This window comes from Polynucleobacter sp. HIN8 (assembly GCF_030297615.1).
In the GTDB taxonomy this organism is placed as follows: Bacteria; Pseudomonadota; Gammaproteobacteria; order Burkholderiales; family Burkholderiaceae; genus Polynucleobacter.
On sequence record NZ_AP028139.1, the window covers coordinates 1,788,425 to 1,809,260 of the forward strand.

The 20,836-nt window shown below is 46.6% G+C and carries 17 protein-coding genes; 12 read left to right on the forward strand and 5 right to left on the reverse strand.

The window, feature by feature from the left end:
* Positions 1-9 precede the first annotated feature (9 nt).
* Positions 10-1,908 (reverse strand): molecular chaperone HtpG, encoded by a 1,899-nt coding sequence (gene htpG, locus QUE65_RS09335; protein WP_286280840.1) that lies wholly within the window; start codon positions 1,906-1,908, stop codon positions 10-12.
* 133 nt (positions 1,909-2,041) lie between these two features.
* On the opposite strand from htpG, the gene miaB reads away from it, so the two are divergent.
* From miaB to QUE65_RS09375, 8 genes are all read left to right on the forward strand, one after another.
* Positions 2,042-3,400 carry a tRNA (N6-isopentenyl adenosine(37)-C2)-methylthiotransferase MiaB gene (gene miaB / locus QUE65_RS09340; protein WP_286280841.1) on the forward strand — a complete coding sequence of 453 codons (1,359 nt, stop codon included), beginning with the start codon at positions 2,042-2,044 and terminating at the stop codon, positions 3,398-3,400.
* An 8-nt stretch (positions 3,401-3,408) separates the two neighbouring features.
* Entirely contained in the window at positions 3,409-3,858 is a 450-nt protein-coding gene (gene ybeY / locus QUE65_RS09345; RefSeq protein WP_286280842.1) for an rRNA maturation RNase YbeY, read from the forward strand.
* A gap of 54 nt (positions 3,859-3,912) precedes the next feature.
* Positions 3,913-4,758 carry an HlyC/CorC family transporter gene (locus QUE65_RS09350; protein WP_286280843.1) on the forward strand — a complete coding sequence of 282 codons (846 nt, stop codon included), beginning with the start codon at positions 3,913-3,915 and terminating at the stop codon, positions 4,756-4,758.
* Positions 4,759-6,279 (forward strand): apolipoprotein N-acyltransferase, encoded by a 1,521-nt coding sequence (gene lnt / locus QUE65_RS09355; RefSeq protein ID WP_286280844.1) that lies wholly within the window; start codon positions 4,759-4,761, stop codon positions 6,277-6,279.
* A 65-nt stretch (positions 6,280-6,344) separates the two neighbouring features.
* Positions 6,345-7,226: a glycine--tRNA ligase subunit alpha gene (glyQ, locus tag QUE65_RS09360; protein WP_286280845.1), complete on the forward strand. Its 882-nt coding sequence runs from the start codon at positions 6,345-6,347 to the stop codon at positions 7,224-7,226.
* 15 nt (positions 7,227-7,241) lie between these two features.
* Positions 7,242-9,371, forward strand: coding sequence for a glycine--tRNA ligase subunit beta (gene glyS, locus QUE65_RS09365; RefSeq protein ID WP_286280846.1), 2,130 nt, complete (start codon positions 7,242-7,244; stop codon positions 9,369-9,371).
* On the forward strand, positions 9,368-9,940 hold the full coding sequence (gene gmhB, locus QUE65_RS09370) for a D-glycero-beta-D-manno-heptose 1,7-bisphosphate 7-phosphatase (RefSeq protein ID WP_286280847.1): 573 nt from the start codon (positions 9,368-9,370) through the stop codon (positions 9,938-9,940). The genes glyS and gmhB overlap by 4 nt, the downstream gene beginning before the upstream one ends.
* Complete coding sequence (locus tag QUE65_RS09375; RefSeq protein ID WP_286280848.1) at positions 9,937-10,677, forward strand: lysophospholipid acyltransferase family protein; 741 nt, start codon at positions 9,937-9,939, stop codon at positions 10,675-10,677. Before gmhB ends, QUE65_RS09375 begins: the two co-directional genes overlap by 4 nt.
* Here QUE65_RS09375 and rsmA read toward each other — a convergent pair whose 3' ends face one another.
* From rsmA to QUE65_RS09395, 4 genes are read right to left on the reverse strand one after another with little or no spacing between them, the layout of a single operon-like run.
* Positions 10,678-11,469: a 16S rRNA (adenine(1518)-N(6)/adenine(1519)-N(6))-dimethyltransferase RsmA gene (gene rsmA, locus QUE65_RS09380; RefSeq protein ID WP_286280849.1), complete on the reverse strand. Its 792-nt coding sequence runs from the start codon at positions 11,467-11,469 to the stop codon at positions 10,678-10,680.
* Positions 11,453-12,448 (reverse strand): 4-hydroxythreonine-4-phosphate dehydrogenase PdxA, encoded by a 996-nt coding sequence (gene pdxA, locus QUE65_RS09385; RefSeq protein WP_286280850.1) that lies wholly within the window; start codon positions 12,446-12,448, stop codon positions 11,453-11,455. Before pdxA ends, rsmA begins: the two co-directional genes overlap by 17 nt.
* Positions 12,432-13,838 (reverse strand): peptidylprolyl isomerase, encoded by a 1,407-nt coding sequence (locus QUE65_RS09390; protein WP_286280851.1) that lies wholly within the window; start codon positions 13,836-13,838, stop codon positions 12,432-12,434. The genes pdxA and QUE65_RS09390 overlap by 17 nt, the downstream gene beginning before the upstream one ends.
* 35 nt (positions 13,839-13,873) lie before the next feature.
* Positions 13,874-16,471 carry an LPS-assembly protein LptD gene (locus QUE65_RS09395; RefSeq protein WP_286280853.1) on the reverse strand — a complete coding sequence of 866 codons (2,598 nt, stop codon included), beginning with the start codon at positions 16,469-16,471 and terminating at the stop codon, positions 13,874-13,876.
* Between the two features lie 32 nt (positions 16,472-16,503).
* Here QUE65_RS09395 and QUE65_RS09400 point away from each other — a divergent pair, with 32 nt between their 5' ends.
* The 4 genes from QUE65_RS09400 to QUE65_RS09415 are packed head-to-tail and all read left to right on the forward strand — an operon-like array spanning position 16,504 to position 20,777.
* Entirely contained in the window at positions 16,504-17,505 is a 1,002-nt protein-coding gene (locus QUE65_RS09400; protein ID WP_286280855.1) for an aminoglycoside phosphotransferase family protein, read from the forward strand.
* 14 nt (positions 17,506-17,519) lie between these two features.
* The gene (gene murU / locus QUE65_RS09405; protein WP_286280856.1) at positions 17,520-18,230 is read left to right on the forward strand and encodes an N-acetylmuramate alpha-1-phosphate uridylyltransferase MurU; all 711 of its coding nucleotides are present in this window, start codon (positions 17,520-17,522) and stop codon (positions 18,228-18,230) included.
* Between the two features lie 10 nt (positions 18,231-18,240).
* Positions 18,241-19,617 (forward strand): aminopeptidase P N-terminal domain-containing protein, encoded by a 1,377-nt coding sequence (locus tag QUE65_RS09410; RefSeq protein WP_286280857.1) that lies wholly within the window; start codon positions 18,241-18,243, stop codon positions 19,615-19,617.
* Complete coding sequence (locus tag QUE65_RS09415) at positions 19,617-20,777, forward strand: FAD-dependent monooxygenase (RefSeq protein WP_286280859.1); 1,161 nt, start codon at positions 19,617-19,619, stop codon at positions 20,775-20,777. Before QUE65_RS09410 ends, QUE65_RS09415 begins: the two co-directional genes overlap by 1 nt.
* Positions 20,778-20,836 lie beyond the last annotated feature (59 nt).

The window sequence follows — 20,836 nt, forward strand, 5'->3', positions numbered from 1 at the left end:
AACCAATCCTTATGCTAGTAGCATTTGATTAATCCGTTTTACATATCCAGCGGGATCTTGTAACTGACCCCCTTCCGCAAGCAATGCCTGATCAAACAAAATCGTTGCCCAATCGTCAAATTGCTTATCCTCGTATTTTAGTTTTAGAACTAAGGGGTGTTGTGGATTAATTTCTAAGATCGGTTTGCTATCCGGTGCTTGCTGACCCGCAGCCTTGAGCATCCGCAATAGGTTAGCAGAAAGTTCATGCTCATCGGCGACTAAACACGCCGGTGAATCCGTCAAACGTAAGGTAACACGCACATCCTTCACCTTGCCATCGAGTGATTTTTTCATGCGCTCAATGAGATCTTTATATTGCTCTTCGGTTTCTTTTTGTTCTTTTTTCTCAGCTTCATCGGCTAAGGCACCAAGATCAAGACCACCTTTTGCAACGGATACCAAGGCTTTACCGTCAAACTCATGGAAATAGGACAACAGCCACTCATCAACCCGATCGGATAGCAATAAAACTTCTACGCCTTTTTTCTTAAAGATTTCCAAATGGGGGCTGTTTTTGGCAGCAATATAGGATTCTCCAGTGACGTAATAAATCTTATCTTGCCCCTCTTTCATACGACTGACGTAATCGGCAAGAGTTACGGTTTGCTCGGAAGAATCGGTGTGCGTACTGGCAAAGCGTGCTAGTTTTGCGATCCGCTCTTGATTGCCTACATCCTCGCCGATCCCCTCTTTAAGGACCTGACCAAACTCCTTCCAAAAATCAGCGTACTGCTCTTTTTTAGCAACATCCTCACTATTAGCCAATTCCTCGAGCATGGTTAAAACCCGCTTGGTTGAGCTCTCTCGGATACTTTTAACATCACGTGATTCTTGTAAGATTTCGCGTGAGACATTCAGTGGTAAGTCAGCAGAATCAATCACGCCAGTGACAAAACGAAGATACATTGGCATGAGCTGTTCGGCATCGTCCATGATAAAAACGCGTTTAACGTAAAGCTTGATGCCATTGCGCTTATTGCGATCCCAGAGATCAAAGTTGGCTTTCTTTGGAATGAATAAGAGCTGGGTGAATTCACTGCGCCCTTCAACCCGATTATGCGAATACGTTAATGGGTCCTCAAAGTCATGGGAGATGTGTTTATAGAACTCTTTGTACTGCTCATCAGAAATCTCTGACTTAGGTCTAGCCCACAGGGCAGTGGCTTGATTGATGGTCTCAAACTCATCTTTTGTGACCTGCTCTTTTTTTTCTTCGTCCCATTCCTCTTTATGCATTTGGATTGGCAAAGAAATATGATCCGAGTATTTGCGAATGATGGATTTCAATTTCCAAGAAGACAGTAACTCGTCTTCACCCTCGCGCAAGTGCAAGGTGATCGAAGTGCCACGCTCAGGACGATTGATGGTTTCAATCGTGAACTCTCCAGCACCCTGGGATTCCCAGCGCACACCCTCGGATGCGGGTAAGCCGGCACGTCGTGTTTCCACGATGATGTTGTCAGCCACAATAAATGCTGAATAGAAGCCAACACCAAACTGACCAATCAGGGCCGCATCCTTTTGCTGATCACCCGAGAGTTTTGTAAAAAACTCTTTCGTCCCCGATCGCGCAATGGTTCCTAAATTAGCAATCACCTCATCACGGCTCATGCCGATTCCGTTATCACTAATCGTGATGGTTCTAGCCTCTTTATTGAAGCTGATTTTGATTTTTAACTCGGGGTCTGACTCATACCAGTCAGAATGGGTCATCGCCTCAAAGCGTAACTTATCAGCGGCATCCGAGGCGTTTGAAATCAGCTCTCGCAAAAAGATTTCCTTATTCGAATACAAGGAATGGATCATCAACTGCAAAAGCTGTTTTACTTCGGCCTGAAAACCAAGGGTTTCTTTTACTGTACTCATCAATAAGTCCTTTTTAGATCTTTTTTTGAACTTTTTATATGTTGGGGCGTCTTGACCGATTTCAAGGCCTAAAATGCTTGAGAATCGCCTACAATAGAAGTCTTGCCCCCAGTTATAAACCTGAGATCGGCGTATGAAAAAGCTCTATATCAAGACATTTGGCTGCCAAATGAATGAGTATGACTCGGAAAAAATGGCCGATGTCCTTCATTCCACCCAAGGCATGGATCAAACCGATGAAATCGACGATGCCGATGTCATCTTGCTCAATACCTGCTCGATCCGAAAAAAAGCCCAAGAAAAGGTGTTCTCTGATTTGGGGCGCCTAAGGGAGCTAAAGCAGCTAAAACCCGATCTTTTAATTGGTGTGGGTGGATGCGTTGCTAGCCAAGAAGGCAAACAAATTATTAATCGTGCACCGCATGTGGATTTTGTCTTTGGTCCGCAAACCCTGCACCGTTTACCAAAATTAATTGATCAGCGACTCGCTACCGGCCAATCACAAGTGGATATCTCATTTCCAGAGATTGAAAAATTTGATCACCTACCCCGCTCACGTCAGACCAAAGGCTCCGCCTTTGTTTCCATCATGGAAGGTTGTTCCAAATATTGCAGCTACTGCGTAGTGCCCTATACCCGTGGGGAGGAGGTATCTCGTCCCTTTGAGGATGTCCTCACCGAAATTGTGGGTCTGACCGAGCAGGGCGTTAAAGAGATCACCCTTTTAGGGCAAAACGTCAATGCCTATCGTGGTCGCATGGGACAAACATCTGAGATTGCTGATTTTGCCTTGCTCCTTGAGTACATGTCTGAGATCCCAGGTCTAGAGCGCATTCGATTTACCACCAGTCACCCCAAAGAATTTACTCAGCGCCTCATTGATGTTTATGATCGCGTCCCCCAGTTAGTCAGTCATCTACACCTTCCAGTGCAGCACGCCTCGGATAAAATTTTGTCGGCCATGAAGCGGGGCTATACGAGCTTAGAGTTCAAAAGCATTATTCGTAAAATGCGTTCAGTGCGGCCCAAGCTCTCACTCTCGAGCGATTTCATTGTAGGCTTTCCAGGTGAGACAGAAGCTGACTTTGAAAAGCTGATGGATATGGTGACTGAACTTCAGTTTGATAACAGCTACTCATTCATCTTTAGCCCTAGGCCTGGTACTCCCGCAGCCAATCTGGAAGACGACACGCCCTATGAAATGAAGTTAAAACGTTTGCAGCGTTTAATCGCCCAAATTGATTCTCAAGCACTCACAGTCAGTCAGGCTATGCTTGGTAATCATGAGCGGGTGTTAATTGAGGGCTTAACGCGGGATAACGCACACCTTCTAGGACGTACCGAGAACAATCGCGTGGTTAATATCATCATCCCTGAGGGTGATTCCGATCAAAGCGCAATCGATCAATGGATTGGGCAGATGCTCGAGGTTAAAGTCACCGAGGTTCTAAAGCACACCCTACGCGGTGAAATTGTTCATTCTTTAGTCTAAATTGATTAATGCGCCGAACCCTTAGCCTTGATCTTCAGTTTGCAACGCAAGCCCTACAAAACCAGGTTTTAGCTATTGTGAGCATGGCGCAAATCCGTAAATGGGTTGGAGTCTGTTTTCAAAATAATGCAACACTTACGATTCGTTTTGTCAATAAAGCTGAGGCTCATGACCTTAATTTATTTTTTCGGGGCTTTGATAAGCCCACCAATGTCCTCACCTTTTCCTACCCAACACAAGGGAAATCGATTGAAGCAGACATTGTTTTATGTTTACCAATTCTGCGCGCAGAAGCTAAAGAACAACAAAAATCGCTCGTGGCACACCTAGCCCATCTTTTGATTCATGGCTGCTTACATGCGAAAGGCTATGATCATTTAAAGCCAAAGGATGCCAGCTGCATGGAAGCACTTGAGATCAAAATCTTACAATCGCTTGGTTATCCAAATCCCTACTAAAAATGAACATTGTGATTGACTGTCATAAAAATGTTTTATGCTGTCTATTAATTTATGTCAAATAATCTAATTGATCGCCTAAGCGCGTTTTTTTCTGACCAGTCTTCTGATCCAAAAGCGCAGCGTAAAGAGCTGATTGAAACGCTTCGTGAAGCCCAAGCCGATGGGCTCATGGATGCCGATGCGCTTTCTATGATCGAGGGAGTATTTCAGGTTGGCGAATTATCCGCTCGCGATGTGTTGTTGCCTCGGGCCCAAATTGACTGGATTGATATCAATGCACCTCTGGCACAAATCATTGCAGATGTCGTCAAAACAGGTCATTCGCGCTTCCCAGTCTATGAGGGTCATCGCGATCAAGTCATCGGCATTCTATTAGCCAAAGATCTCTTACGGCATTTCACAGAAAAAGATTTTCAAATTCGTGACTGGCTACGGCCGGCTGTTTTTATTCCTGAATCAAAACGCTTAAGCGTCCTTCTCAAAGACTTTCGTAATAATCGCAATCATCTGGCCATTGTGGTTGACGAGTACAGTGGCGTGGCTGGAATGATTACGATTGAAGATGTGATTGAGCAAATTGTTGGCGACATCGAGGATGAGCATGACATCGATGAGGAATCTGACAACATCACCGTCTTAAAAAATGGTGATTATCGAATCAAAGGTATGACCGAGCTTGAGCAGCTTAATGAAGAGCTAAAGACGGACTTTTCAGCAGAGGACGTAGAAACCGTAGCTGGGCTGGTGATTCAACATCTAGGTCGAGTGCCAAAATTTGGCGAGCGGGTTCGTATTGATGGTTTTGAATTTGAAGTACAGCGTGCCGACCCTCGTCAAGTGCATATTCTTTTGATGCGTCGCATTGCACCCTCCAACGCTTCTGCTACCGAATCGTAATTGCAAAGTAGTCGACAGGCCAATCCGATTATTTACAGCGCCTTACTTGTTTTTTTAGGGGTTCTTTTAGCGGTCGCGAGTGAGCTTCCCCTTAGTGGTTACTTTCAAATTCCTTTATTTGCTTACGCTCTATACCTATTAGACCGAAGCAGTGAATCAAGATTAGACCAAGTTTTTCGCGATGGATTCTTACTTGGTCTGGGTTATTTTGTGCCTGCTCTTTGGTGGATTTTTATTAGCCTTCACGATGTCGGTGGAATGGCAGTATGGTTATCAAGCCTTGCTGTTCTTGCCCTAGCTAGTCTAATGGCAGTCTATTTTGGATTAGCCAACCTCATTGCAAAGCAGGTCACTTATTCTGCGTGGCGATCCCTGGCGATTCCTGCGGCATGGGTACTCACCGAGTATTTGCGAGGTCAGATATTTACTGGCTTTCCGTGGATGGGGTTTGCCGAGTCGCAAGTGAATGGTCCTTTTGCAAATATCGCACCTTACTTCGGTGGCTTAGCCTGTACCTTTTTATTTATCTGGGCCGCCTCACAATTGAGTCAGCCCCGACTACGAAATATCGCTGGCGTAGTGGGAGTGGTTGCAATTGTCCAGGTTTTGGGAATTTGGTCGTTCACTAGCCCCAAAGACTTACCCATCTCAGTGCGATTGATTCAGGGGAACTTTGAACAAAACCTCAAATTTAATCCCGCTGAAATCCTAAAACAAATCCATTTTTATCGGGATCAAATTATTAAAGCCCCAGCCGATTTAATTATTGTCCCTGAGACTGCATTTCCCTGGCCTGAGACGGACATTCCCAATCAGTCAATTGAACGTATTCAAATATTTGCAAATGAGACAAATAGCCATGTATTACTTGGCTTAATTGGCAAAAGCGCAAAAGGCGATACTGCGGTTCAGTACTCCAATCGAGTCAGTGGCTTTTCGAACCAACAGCCCATCTACCACTACGATAAATATCACTTAGTTCCTTTTGGTGAATTTATACCTCCAGGCTTTCAGTGGTTTGTGGATGCATTTAAAGTGCCGATGAGTGACTTTGCAAGAGGATCGATTGATCAAGCCCCATTTTCGATCCGCCCCAGCGCCAATCCAGATCGCCCGCTTTATGCGGCCATCTCAATCTGCTATGAAGATATTTTTGGCAATGAAATCGCCACCCGAATTCGTAATAGCCGAGAACCAGTTAATCTTTTAGTGAACGTTACGAACTTGGCTTGGTTTGGCCAATCGCAAGCCCCCATGCAGCAACTGCGCCTCTCCCAATTACGCTCTCTCGAAACCGGTCTACCCAGTTTACGTGCTACCAATACCGGGATCACCGCCCTGATTGATCAGCGCGGCCGAGTTGTAGCAAGCCTTTCGCAATTTGTTCAAGGCGAACTTGATATTCGAGTGCAAGCCTTTGAAGGACAGACGCCTTATGTGATCTGGGGCAACTGGCCGATTTTGATCTTGGTTGTTTTTGCTCTGGGGATTGGTTATTGGCGCAGATCGCAACCGAACTGATTTTTTAACGAGTCCTTGGTTTGCCGAGTAAAATCAAGGTCTTATCTAAAAAATCATTGTGTCGCATGCTAACGTTTCAACAAATTATTCTCAAACTTCAAGATTATTGGGACCAACAAGGTTGTGCGCTGTTACAGCCCATCGATCTCGAAGTTGGGGCCGGCACCTCGCATACAGCCACTTTTTTACGAGCCATTGGTCCTGAACCATGGAAAGCAGCCTATGTTCAGCCCTCAAGACGTCCCAAAGATGGTCGTTATGGAGAAAACCCAAATCGTTTACAGCACTACTATCAATATCAAGTGGTTTTAAAACCAGCGCCTGCCAATATTTTGGATTTGTATTTAGGCTCTTTAAAAGCCTTGGGGCTTGATCTAAAGCAAAACGATATTCGTTTCGTGGAAGACGACTGGGAGAACCCAACCTTAGGGGCGTGGGGCCTTGGCTGGGAGGTTTGGCTCAATGGGATGGAAGTGACTCAGTTTACGTATTTTCAGCAAGTGGGTGGTTTGGATTGCAAACCGGTATTGGGTGAAATTACCTACGGAATAGAACGCTTAGCGATGTACTTGCAAAACTGCTCCAATGTGTTTGATCTAGTCTGGACAGAGGGCGTAAGCTATGGTGATGTTTATCACCAAAATGAAGTAGAGCAGTCACGCTATAACTTCGAACACTCTAATACAGACTTTCTGTTTGCAAACTTTAATCATTACGAGAGTGAAGCAAAGCGCTTAATGGAGCATGCGCTTGCACTGCCAGCGTATGAGATGGTTTTAAAAGCGGCTCATACCTTTAATCTTCTCGATGCCCGTGGGGCTATCTCCGTAACGGAACGTGCTGCCTATATTGGTCGTATTCGTAATCTGTCGCGCTTAGTCGCGCAAGCGTATTACGAGTCACGTGAACAACTAGGCTTTCCTATGTTGCAAAGTAAAGCGCATTAAGGCATTGATCTTCATATGAACCACCCTCCCTTGCTGCTCGAATTATTTACCGAAGAACTCCCACCAAAATCACTCAAACGGTTGGGCGAATCCCTTTCGCAATCAATTTACGAAAGTTTAAATAAAGCCCAGTTGCTAAGCGCCAGTAGCGCTTATCAGTCATTTGCCAGCCCAAGACGTTTAGCAGTGCTGATTAGCGATGTTTTAGATCAAGCGCCCGATTATCCGGTGCGCGAGAAACTCTTACCACTCTCCATTGCCTTTGATGCGCAAGGTAAACCCAGTCAAGCGCTTACAAAAAAGTTAGTGAGCTTAGGTCACCCCGATACCCCGCTCGATCAATTGGAACGTAGCGGTGAAGGTAAAAATGAGGCGCTCTACTTAAATACGATTGCTACAGGTGCATGCCTTGAGTCGGCCATACAACAGGCTTTGATTGCTGCCATTGATCATTTACCAATCGCAAAAATGATGCATTATCAAATCACAGTACCGTCTGGGGCGATTGAAGAGATTCAATTTGCTAGACCTGTACACCGCATTATTGCTCTTCACGGATCAAAGACACTTGCAATCCATGCTTTGGGGATTGATGCCAGTAAGCAAACCGAGGGGCATCGTTTTTTATCTTCCGGGATGATAACTATTCGTGATGCGCAGCAGTACGAGTCCCAGCTCGAAAGCGCTAAGGTGATTGCATCGTTTGGCAAGCGCCGTGCTTACATTGAGTCTGAGTTACAAAAGGCTGCCAAGGGCTTGCGGGTCCTAATGCCAGATGCTCTTTTGGATGAGGTCACCGCCTTGGTAGAGTATCCGGCGATCTACAGCTGCGAATTTGATCCCGAGTTTTTGGAAGTTCCTCAGGAATGCTTAATTTTGACAATGCAAACCAATCAGAAATACTTTGCCTTAACTAATCAAGACGGCAAGCTAAGCAATCGCTTCCTTATCGTCTCGAATATACAAACGGATCAGCCAGAGTCAATTATTTCTGGGAATGAGCGCGTTATTCGCCCCCGTTTGGCGGATGCTCGCTTCTTTTATCTTCAAGATCAGAAACGTACTTTGGAATCACGTATTCCTGATTTAGCCAAGGTGATTTATCATAATCAATTAGGAAATCAACTGCAACGCTCAGAGCGAGTCCGAGCATTGGCCAATGAAATTGCTAGCAACCTAAATCAAGCTGGATCACAGCTTAAGCTTCAGGAGGTTGACCGTGCCGCACAACTCGCTAAAGCTGATCTATTAACGGAGATGGTTGGTGAGTTCCCCGAACTACAAGGGGTCATGGGGCGTTACTACGCCTTAGCGAATCATGAAGCGCCGGATGTCGCTGCCGCGTGTTACGAACACTATCTCCCCCGATTTGCTGGGGATTCCCTACCGCAAACCTTAGTGGGAACCGTATTGGCAATCGCCGATAAGTTAGAAACCATTATTGGGATTTGGGGTGTCGGTCTTGCACCCACTGGCGATAAGGACCCCTATGCACTGCGTCGCCATGCCTTGGGAATTTGCCGTCTACTATTGGAAAAGAATCTACCGCTCAATCTGATGCAACTGATTGGGCTTGCGAAGCAGCAGTTTTCAAATCTGGCTTTGAAGGTTGAGATTGATGAAGAGGTTATCTATCAGTTTATTCTGGATCGATTAAAAGCATACTTAAAAGATCAAGTGATTGAGGGGGCTGCCTTTAGTTTCGCAGAGATTGATGCGGTACTAAGCACCCATCCAGATAGAATCAACGATCTGATTGCACGTTTGTTGGCAATTCGAGCCTTTAATCAGCTACCCCAAGCAAATTCGCTTGCCAGCGCCAATAAGCGAATTAGCAATATTCTGAAAAAAGTGGAAGGTAAACCAAATACCGATATCAACCCGAGTTTGCTTTCCATTGCAGCAGAACAGAATTTGTATGCCGCTCTTACAGAACTGCAGCCGCGCCTTGATCAACAGCTCCAAGCCCAACAGTTTTTTAATTTACTGCAAGATCTTGTTGCGCTTAGTGAACCAATTGATCAATTCTTTGCGGATGTCATGGTGATGGATGAGAACATCGGGCTTCGCAATAATCGTCTTGCCCTACTGCAACGTCTCCACCAACAAATGAATTTGGTCGCCGATATTGGCAAACTTGCATGACAGTCAGAGTCGATAAGCTCATTATTTTGGATCGTGATGGAGTGATTAATCAAGATCGTGATGATTATGTCAAATCATGCGAGGAGTGGATCCCAATACCGAATAGCCTAGAGGCGATTGCATTACTTTCTCAGGCAGGCTATACGCTAACCATTGCCACCAACCAATCGGGTATTGCACGCGGCTATTACACCTTAAGTGAATTGCATGCGATGCATCAAAAGATGATGGATTTGCTCAAACCACTGAGTGGCAAGATCGATAGTATTTTCTTTTGCCCCCATACCGATGCCGATCACTGCGATTGCCGCAAGCCTAAACCTGGCTTAATGCAGCAAATTGCGAATCGCTATTTAAAAAGTCCCGCAAACCCTACTTTGCCATTAAGCAATGTTCCGATCGTGGGCGATTCACTACGCGATCTTTTAGCTGGGACAGCCCTTGGCGCCAGTCCGCACTTGGTCTTAACAGGAAAAGGTCAAGATGTTAAGAGAACTGAGTTACCCAGTAATACCCAGATTCATGCGGATTTAATGGGTTTTGCGCAATCGATCCTAGCTCTCCCATGATTTGGCTGCGCTCTCTTCTTTTTTTTATTAGTCTAATAACGTACACGCCGTTTTATGCGGTTTTTTGCTTAATTATTTTTCCATTTATAAACGAACACACCCGCTATCGCATCATTCAGTTCTGGGGTCGAAGTATTATTTTTTTCCTGCAATTCTTTTGTGGGCTTCGGTTTGAAGTTCTAGGAAAAGAAAATATTCAAGCAGTAATTGATCAGCCTGTCGTAATTCTCAGTAAGCACCAATCGGCGTGGGAAACCATTGCGTTTTTACAGATCTTTCCTAAAGATCTTTGCTATGTTTTTAAACGCGAACTACTTTGGATTCCATTTTTTGGTTGGGTAATTGGCTTACTCAATATGATTCATATCAATCGCTCTGATGCAGGTAGCTCTGCAATATCGGTTGCCAATCAAGGAAAAAATCGTTTAAAGGCCGGTAAGTGGATGATTTTATTTCCAGAGGGTACCCGTACGCCCGTTGGATCCCATAAGCCCTATCGCAAAGGTGGAGCCCGCTTAGCCGGACTCACAGGTGCAACCGTATTACCGGTCGCACATAATGCCGGGCGCTTCTGGCCACGAAATAGCTTTTTAAAATACCCTGGACTCATTACAGTCTCAATTGGACCATCAATCCCCTCCCAGGGAAAATCTGGGGATCAATTACACGAGGCTGTAGAAACCTGGATCGAAGGTGAAATGCGGCGAATTGACCCAGCGGCTTATCAAGCCAAATAATCATTTTCCTGACAGCATCAAGGCCCACTGAATATAACGCTCCACCGAAATATCTTGAGCGCGGGCTTTTAACTCGGCATCTGTGAGATTTAATTGCTGAGAAACACTCTGTAAATTACTGCGTAGCATTTTTCGGCGCTGCGAAAAAGCCATGGCCACAACCTGACTGAGCGCATCCCATTGCGCTGATGTTAAAGAAAAATCGGCTTTAGGAATCATCCGAATCACTGCGGAATCTACTTTGGGTTGTGGCTCAAACGCAGTCGGCGGCACATCCATTAAGTAATCCACGTGGTACCTTGCTTGCAGCATGACCGATAAGCGGCTGTACTCCGAGTCACCCGCTGGTGCAGTGATACGCTCAACCACTTCAGCTTGCAACATAAAGATTTGTTCATCGACCCATGGCGCAGCTGCAATCAGATGAAATAGTAAAGGCGATGAGATGTTATATGGCAGGTTACCAATCAAGGCACATCGCTCTTTCGTTAACTTGGCTTGTTTCGCCCAGTTCGCAAAATCAAATTGAAGGGCATCCCCCTCATGAATAAGGAGTCCGTCCAGTCCCTCTCGCTGTTTTGCCTCTTGCCATGTATGAACAATGTCGCGATCAATCTCAAGAACTTCGAGTTTTTCAAGGCGCTCAAGTAAAGGTCGGGTTAAGGCGCCCAATCCTGGACCAATTTCCAAAACGTGCATGCCGGGCGTAGGATTTAAGGCATTCACAATCGCAGTAATCACTCCCTGATCCATCAGGAAGTTCTGACCAAAGCGCTTACGAGCTCGATGCATCGTGATTCAATTTCGTGAGAGCCAACTCTCTGGCGAGTCTTAGAGCGGCAAACATACTGCGCCAATCTGCCTTACTCTGTCCGGCGATATCTAAGGCCGTGCCATGATCAACGGACGTTCGGATATAGGATAGACCCAAGGTAACATTCACTCCCTCTGTAAAGCTAGCAAACTTAAAGGGGGTTAGACCTTGGTCATGGTACATCGCTAAGACTGCATCAAAAGAATGCAATCGATCAGCATGAAATAAGGTATCGGCTGGATAGGGTCCAGAAGCCAGAATTCCTTCACGTTTAGCAGCCTCAATTACAGGAATAATTACTTCAAGCTCCTCGCGACCAAGATGACCATCCTCCCCGGCATGGGGATTTAAGCCGGTCACCGCAATACGTGGCTTTGCAATACCAAAGCGCACCTGTAAATCGTGCTGCAGGATTTTAAGGGTGCTCAATAAAGACTCGAACTGGATGGCATCAGCAACTTGGGTAATGGGTAAGTGCGTGGTCGCAAGAGCGACGCGCAAGGCAATAGCCTGCCCTTTGCCAGAGAGGGCCTGGGGGATTTCGCCACAGAGCATCATGACAACTTGGCGCCGTTGATCGAGATCAGCCAAGAACTCGGTATGCCCAGTAAATGGCGATTGCGGTGTGTCTAGGATACTTTTTTGGACCGGTGCCGTAATTAATGCATGATGCTGGCCAACTCGACATGACTCGCTAGCTGCTCGAATCACTGAAAGTACGTACTGCGCATTGGCTGAATCCAGAACACCAAATTGCGGTGGATTTTTTAAAGGTGTATGCGAAATTTGGATTTGGGGCGGCAATGCCTCATGTGCAAATAACTGCTGATCGCCAAATAGGCTAATTTGCACATCCGAGTGGGCTGCGATAAAGGCTTTGGCAGCCGCTAGTGAAACTTCGGGGCCAATACCTGTGGGCTCTCCAGTACTGAGTGCGAGCTTAACGAACTTGCTCATCCAAATTCAAAATCTTGACAGTCGCCGTATCGCGCAATTGGCGTAACCAGTCTTGATAGGCTTGCTCGAACTTACGCTCTCGAATCGCAGCACGCGCAAACTCGCGCTGCTTCTCAACCGTTAATTGCGCATCGCGTCGCTCCAACACTTGAATTAAATGCCAACCAAATTCGGTTTTGACTGGATCGCTAACTTCACCAATTTGTAAGCGATTCATGGCAATCTCAAATGGGGGGACCAACTCACCAGGACCCATCCAACCTAATAAGCCACCGTTCGGGGCAGAGCCATCTTCCGAGAACTTTTTTGCCAATGCCTCAAAATCAGCGGTCTTAGCCCGAATTTGATCGCGATAACCTTGAAGGCGTCGCTCCACATCCGCGTCCTGCAATCCTTGACGCTGACGAATCAAAATATGTCGCGCTAGCGTTTGAGTAACAATCATATTTTGCGGAGTGAGATCCGCAGGATTGGTATTACTGGTTGCGGCGCGTGCGCCTGAACCACCAGCGCGTCGATCCATTACCTTCAATACATGAAAACCGGCCGGGCTTCGCACTACCGATGGTGCCACCTGGCCAGGGCCAAGATTGCGAACTGCCTCAACAAAAATTTGAGGTAAACGATCTTGGGTTCGATAGCCAAGGTCCTGAAACTTAATGCGAGAATTTTCTTTATTGGCTTGTACGCCCAGTTGCATAAAATCAGTGTCGCCACGCGCCTCTTTTAATAGGGCCTCAGCGCGTTTTCTGGCATCAGCCTGAGCACTCGGACCCGCACCCTCTTCCACAGGAACAAAGATTTGAGCAACTGCAATTTCCTCAGGACCCGATCCTGTTGCAGTAGGCTCTGATCCGCGACGCTGCATCTGCTCAATAATAAAGTTATCGATTTCTGCATCCGAGATCTTTATTTGTGAATCAACCTCTCGCTCCCGTAAGCGGGCTTTAAGAACATCTTCACGAAGCAGTTCCCGGTAGCGCTGAAAACTCACCCCCGACTTCGTCACCGCATCGCGAAACTCAGAAAAAGTTAACTTATTTCGGGTTGCAATATCTTCAATAATCTTATTGAGTTCTTTCTCATTTACCGCTAAACCGGTTTGCTCCGCTTCTTGAATTTGAATTTTCTCTAAGATCAAGTTTTCCAGCACTTGCTTGCGTAACTCATCGCCCTCTGGTAGTTTTTTTCCGCCAGCTGGTGCTTGTTTTTGAATCGAAGCAATTCGATCATCAATCTCTTTACGCGTCACAACCCCAGTATTGACAATAGCTACAACTCCATCAATATTGATGATCTTCGGTTCATTGCCAGAGGGATTGCTTTGTGCACCCAAAGACTGACTAAATAACAGCCCTAAAAACCCAAACGCCATTAAATAACTGGGCATGCTGAACTTATGGGATGAATCACAAGACAAAATCATTATTGATAATTTTCGTAGGGCGAAGGTGGCAAAGGTTTAGCGATTGGCTGGTATCCAGGAACGTTTAAGCGCATCACATCAACTGGGTTATTTCCAACGCTCGCAAAACCTCTAAATTCTAATTGAAAAAGGACTTGGGTAGTGGTGATCTGGGAGGTGTTTCGGGCTTGTGAGTATGCAAAGCGTGCGGTCCAACAGTCTGCGTCATACTGCAATCCCACAAGGGTATTTAGGGTCTTGGCAGTTAATGCATCGTATCCCCAACGGCCCAATACACGATATTTTTTAAATATTGGCCACTCGCCAAATGCATTGTATTGATCAGTCTGAGTCACTCCCGAGTTCGTACCATCGGTTGGTGGGTTCCAAACATTACGATATGCAAAATTGAGGCTACGTCCCGGGGTGGGTCGCCACCCTGCGCCAACACTGCTTTGCACAAAGCGATTGAGTTGGGTGTTGTACTGCCCAAACAAATCGACGTTGAAGTTTCCTAGCAAGCGGATCGTACTGGCACCCAGCGTATCGGAGTAACGTGTGGGGTTTTGGATCGTTCCATTTAAACCCACTCGTTGGCCAGTGAAATCCTGGCGCTGCGCCAGGGTCACTGTGGCACGCTCTGCACCCGTATTCGTTTCTAAAACACGGCTGGTCAAGCCCATCGTTAGTTTGTTATTATCTGCGACCCGGTCATTACCCACAAAGGTGTTCTCACTAAATATTTGAGTAATACCAAAGCCCGCATCTGCAGTATCAAAAAGCGGAGTCTGTGCCTGACTTTGAAATGGCGTGTACACATAAAAGGCCCGCGGCTCCATGGTCACAATCATGTCTCGTCCAAAAAAGCCTTTCATTTCGGTTGCATCACGCTCAAATGCCAAACCTGAATCCAAGCTCAGGGTTGGTAAAGCGAAGCCTTGAATTGGCTGATTAATGGATTGATTGATGGAGGTTGAAGGACTGTTTGTTAGGATCCCAGAATATTGGTTCGCTTGAAAACTAAGTTTTGGCTTTAAATAATATCCGGGGGTAATTTGTGGCATGGCGATGCTGCCTCGAATCACGGTTCGATCGGCTTGACTAAATGATCCCCCCTGAGGCATGCCGGAGGCTGGAGCATATAGATTATTGGTGTTGTATGAAAAGCGGGTGAAGTCAGCACCAAAGGTAATGTCGGGGGTTCGATTAAATCCCCCTGCAAATGAACCGGGGCTAGTCAGATTACGCTGGTTGCGATAATTTGCCGTGACTTGAGGCAAGATATTGTATGGGGATGTAACAGGTGAGGTTGGATCTGGCTGCAAGGTCTGAAAGGTCAGTGCACGTGCTGTGAAATTCCAGTTTTTGATCCCGCTATAATTTGTACCCACCTCTTGCCGAAACTGATTCGTAACAGCCCCACCAATGCCATACGAAAAATCGATCGGATAGAGACTATCCGATACCTTACTGACATTGGCGTAACCATTCCATGCTCGGCCCAACATTTGACGCTGTTGCCAATCGTACTTCCAACGATCACGTCCTAAAATTTTGTCGTAGTTCATGAACTGCCCACTTAGGGTTCCTGAGTACTTTGGATCGATGTAACGAAAATCACCACCTAGCAAAGTGCCGCGGTGGTTCATAAACCGAGGTGTGATCATCAAGTCACGATTCGGTGCAATATTGACGTAGTACGGCTGCGCAATATCTAAACCATTATTCGAGTTGTAACCAATCACGGGTGATAGTAATCCCGAACGACGTTGATTTGAAGTGGGCAGACTAAAGTAAGGTGCGTATGCAATTGGTACATCAAAAAACCGCATCACCCCATTGCGACCCGTCATCTCCTTTTGCTCTTGATCGACTTCAATTTGACTGGCCGTGAAATACCAATCCAAGTTTTCTGGACTGCAAGTGGTATAGGTTGCTTTATCAAATACAAAGACGTCGGCTGTCTCGATGGTTAATCGGTTAGCTTGTCCTCGGCCACGCACATCTCGAAGCTCGTACTTCGGTTTATCCATCTCGCCTTCGCGTGCATCGACCTTAAAGCGAGCACGCGGTCCTGAGAATTGAGTGGTTCCCTTAATTAACTCAACATTACCAATTAAATTTGCAATATCCGTATCGGGGTCATAATTAATTTCATCGGCTTTAATGACAGTGTCATTGCGCCGAATTTGAGCGCGCCCCTTCAAGTTCATTTGACGATCAACTACTCCATCGATTTCATCACTGAATGAGAAAGTCAATGCTTCACTGTCTGGAATTGGTTTACCTACTCGCAATTGGTCGTCTAACTTTAAAACCGTTACTTCGGCACGACTAGGAACTAAGATCGATGGAGGTAATGATCCGACCGGAAGTGGTCGCGGTGGCTCACCAATCGGAATGGGTGCTTGCTTTTGTAATTCCTGCTGTGTCTGATTTTGTTGTGGTGATGGCAGTAATGGTGAAATGGTATTAACAACTGGGCCTAAGTTTTGCGCCTTCAATGGCATGGCTAGCAACAAAAGACCGAGTAATAGACCCCTGCCCAGGATCACGTACGGGGTCTTTAAGGTTGCAAGATAGGCGCTGATGCCGGCGCGAAGGCGATAATGACTCATGGATCCAGACAGCCTTATTATACGAATCGATCATGCCTGACAATCGCTTAATTCAAATGAATCAATGGCTTAATAGCCTAAAAAGCCGCTGGGGGCTTCAGCCCGCTAGTTTGGCTCCCGCTTCTGCAGATGCCAGCTTTCGACGTTACTTCCGAATTTCCAGCTCCCACCCACAATACCCCAGCCTCATTGTGATGGATGCCCCACCGGATAAGGAGACAGTATTACCCTTTATTCAGGTCGCCAATCTCATGAAAGAAGCTGGACTCCATGTACCCCTTGTTCTTGAGAAAGACGAAGAAAAAGGGTTCCTACTGCTTAGCGATCTTGGAAACAAAACCTACCTGAGTGTCTTATCCCCCAGTAATGCAAAAGTACTTTATCGAGACGCTAGCCAAGCACTAATTCAAATGCAAAGCGCGAGTCGTGAGGGAGTGTTGCCCCCCTATGATGATGCAACCCTCCAGCGCGAGCTAGATCTATTTGATGCATGGTATCTGAAACGCCACCTTCAATACACGCTAAGTGATGAAGAAAGTAATCAACTGCACACAATCTTTCAGTTGATTAAAGAAAATAATCTTTCACAAACGCAAGTGTATGTTCACCGTGATTTTCATTCGCGCAATCTTATGCATTGCTCATCAAATAATCCTGGGGTTTTAGATTTTCAAGACGCTTTGTATGGGCCAATTACGTATGACATCGTTTCTTTGTTACGCGATGCATACATTGAATGGACAGAGGAGGAGGTACTTGATTTTTTAATTGAGTATTGGGAAATGGCACGCGCTGCAGGTTTGAACGTTCCTCCTGATTTTGCAGACTTCTATCGTGATTTTGAATGGATGGGTCTGCAGCGACACCTAAAAGTCTTAGGTATCTTTGCGCGCTTGTACCATCGAGACGGCAAAGCAAATTACTTAAATGACATTCCCTTAGTTCTCAAATACACGCGCTCGGTTGCGAGTCGTTACAGCTGCTTTAAGCCACTGTTGCGAATTTTGGATCAAGCACAAAGGCAATCGCCTTAAACTGTTCACTATCGATGACTGCACAGCATTTTCCTTGTCTTCTATTAGCGGCTGGTCGTGGGGAACGCATGCGGCCATTAAGCGACCATACACCGAAACCCCTATTAAAGGTGAAGGGCAAGTCATTACTAGGTTGGCATTTGGAATCGCTCCATCAGGCTGGTGTTCAAAATGTCGTGATCAATCATGCTTGGCTTGGTAATCAGATTGAGGCAGCGTTTGGGAATGGTCATGACTATGGCTTATCCATTCAGTACTCTCCGGAGGTAAGCGCCTTGGAGACAGCCGGGGGAATCTGCCAGGCACTGCCCATTCTTAATCCGAATGATTTCTTTCTAGTAATGAATGGGGATATCTTTTGTCCTAATTTTCCAGTCTCAGAATTGATTAAACGTGGCGAACAACTCCGTACTCAAGAGCAGTTTTTAGCTCATCTGATTTTGGTACCCAATCCACCGCATCACCCCACCGGCGACTTTTATCTCGATGGCAGCATCGTGCGCGGAGAAGAGAATCCGAACGCTCATTGTCCAAAACTTACTTTTTCAGGGATTGGCATTTACCATCGCCGCTTGTTTGATGGCTTAATTCGGGGGGAAAGTGCTAAATTAGCCCCCATCTTACGCAGGGCAATGCTCAATAATCAAATCTCCGGTGAAAAATATTTGGGTTCGTGGCAGGATGTAGGTAGTCCCGAACGCCTTGCTGAATTAAATCGATCCTAAGAACTTAAAAATGAATCGTCCCAACCTGCAACATTCATTGATTAGCGCCTGCCAAAAGCGCCGCGATCGCCTGGCTTCGTTGATCCAGGCTAAAACGGGGGGTGGCGTTGTCATACTGGGGACGGCTCCAGAAAAAGTTCGCAATCGGGATAGCGACTTTCCCTATCGGCATGACAGCGACTTCTATTACCTCACTGGTTTTGAGGAGCCTGCGGCTACCTTAGTGATGCTTGTTTCAAAGTCGAGCTATGAGACTCACCTCTTTTGTCGGCCCAAAGATCTCGAACGCGAGATTTGGGATGGATACCGCTTGGGCCCTCAAGAGGCACCTGCTCTTTTGCTGATGAATGCTGCCTACCCAAATTCAGAGTTAGACCAAAAACTTCCCGACTTCTTAGCAGATCAAGATGCGGTATATGTCAAACTCGCTACTGCCTCTGAAAACGATGCATCTTTACGCCATTGGATGAATACGGTCCGTTTGCGAGCCCGCACGGGTGTGAATGCCCCCGAGGTGTTTCATGACATTGAATCCGTCATTCATGAAATGCGTTTATTCAAAGATCCTGAAGAAATTGAGATCATGCGGCATGCGGCGGCAATATCTGCACAAGCCCATATTCGTGCCATGCGCTCTTGCAAGCCCGGGAAACGTGAATATCAATTGGAAGCTGAGCTGCTCTATGAGTTTCGTTACCATGGGGCAGAAAGTGTCGCCTACAACAGCATTGTGGCCGCCGGTGCAAATGCCTGCGTTCTGCATCACCGCGCAGGATCTGCTGAACTCTTCGATGGTGATTTATGTCTAATTGATGCCGGGTGTGAGCTTCATGGCTACGCCTCGGATATCACCAGAACCTTTCCAGTTAATGGACGATTTAGTAGTGCTCAACGTGCGCTCTATGACATTACACTCGCTGCCCAACAAGCGGCAGTTGCTGCGACTCGCCCCGGCTATTCGTTTATCGATCCACACCAAGCAGCGGTTCGAGTACTGACTCAGGGCTTAATCGATGAAAAGTTAATCCGAATCGATGAAGTAGGCTCGCTCGATCATGCGATTGAGACGGGAGCCTATAAACGCTTTTACATGCACCGCACCAGCCATTGGTTAGGAATGGATGTCCATGACGTTGGATCGTATCGAGAACTGGATACTGTTACTCAACCAGGTACCGAAAGACCTTGGCGCACTCTTCAAGAAAATATGGTGCTCACCATCGAACCTGGTCTTTACATTCGTCCTGCGGAGGATATTTCTGAGGCCTTCTGGAATATTGGAATTCGGATTGAGGATGACGCCCTAGTCACTGCAAATGGTTGTGAACTCATCTCCCGTGGTGTCCCGGTTGATCCGCTTGAAATTGAGTCCATCATCCGGTCTTGATGAGTGAATCCATGAAGTCATCCTTTGGAGTGGTGATTCAAGGCGGAGGTCCTGTGGGTCTCGCTTGCGCAGCGTGGCTTTTACAGAAAAACCCGCACATTAATCTGATCTTAATTGATCGCAACCCAGAGGGTGATGAGCAAATTCAATCAGGTGATCAACGTGGTATTGCTCTATCGCATGGTAGTAAATTACTACTCGATACGATTAATGCTTGGCCATCCAATTGCCCAGCGATTCATCGAATTCACGTCTCTCAGGTCGGTCGCTTTGGTCGAGCCCTCATGACGCGCGAAGAACTGGGGCAGGATGCCCTAGGTCATATTAGTCGCTATCGTGACATTCATCTAACCCTTAGAAACGCGCTGCGAGCTCTGGGGGCCCATTCACCTAATTTTGTATGGCATCACAACGCGGATGAAAACTTCAGTACGCCACCAGCAGCCTGCATCGTACATGCCGAGGGCGGATTATTTAAGCAACAGGATTGGGTCGAGTCTGGCCGCGATTACCGTCAAGCTGCTCTGGTGGGAACCGTCGATGTTGACCATCCTATTGCCCATCAAGCGTGGGAGCGCTTTACCGATGAGGGCCCGCTTGCACTGCTACCCTCGCATTTAGGTCCTCATACGCATAACCTGGTCTGGTGCGCCTCCCCAGAGTCCAGTCAACGCCGACTGGCTCTGAGTGATGATGCGTTCCTTGCGGAACTAGAGCATAGTTTTGGTCAGCGTCTAGGCCGATTTACTAACATTGCAAATCGGCGTCTCTATGATCTGGGATTGAACTATCGCAAAGACATTTGTACGGGCCATGAGGTGTGGATTGGCAATGCCGCGCAGACCTTGCATCCGGTGGCTGGCCAAGGCCTGAATCTTGGCTTACGCGACGCTTACTTGCTCGCCGAGAAACTAGCGGATCTCTTTAAGCAAACATACGCGGTAACGCCTGATGCCGTGAAGGCCCAACTGCTTGAGTATGCAAAAAGCCGCCAAGTCGATCGACGTGCGACTATTGGCATTACCGATTTCTTAGCTCGCGTGTTCACCTCGCCCTTATTACCTATTCAGGTCTCACGCGGACTTGCACTGGGTGCTCTAGCCTGGTTACCTCCGGTAAAAGTGGCTCTCGCAAAACAAATGATGTTTGGTCGGCGCTAGGTTGCCTAAAAATTAAGCAGTTGAGTAGCGGATGTGGTACAGTGATGCCTCTAGTTCTG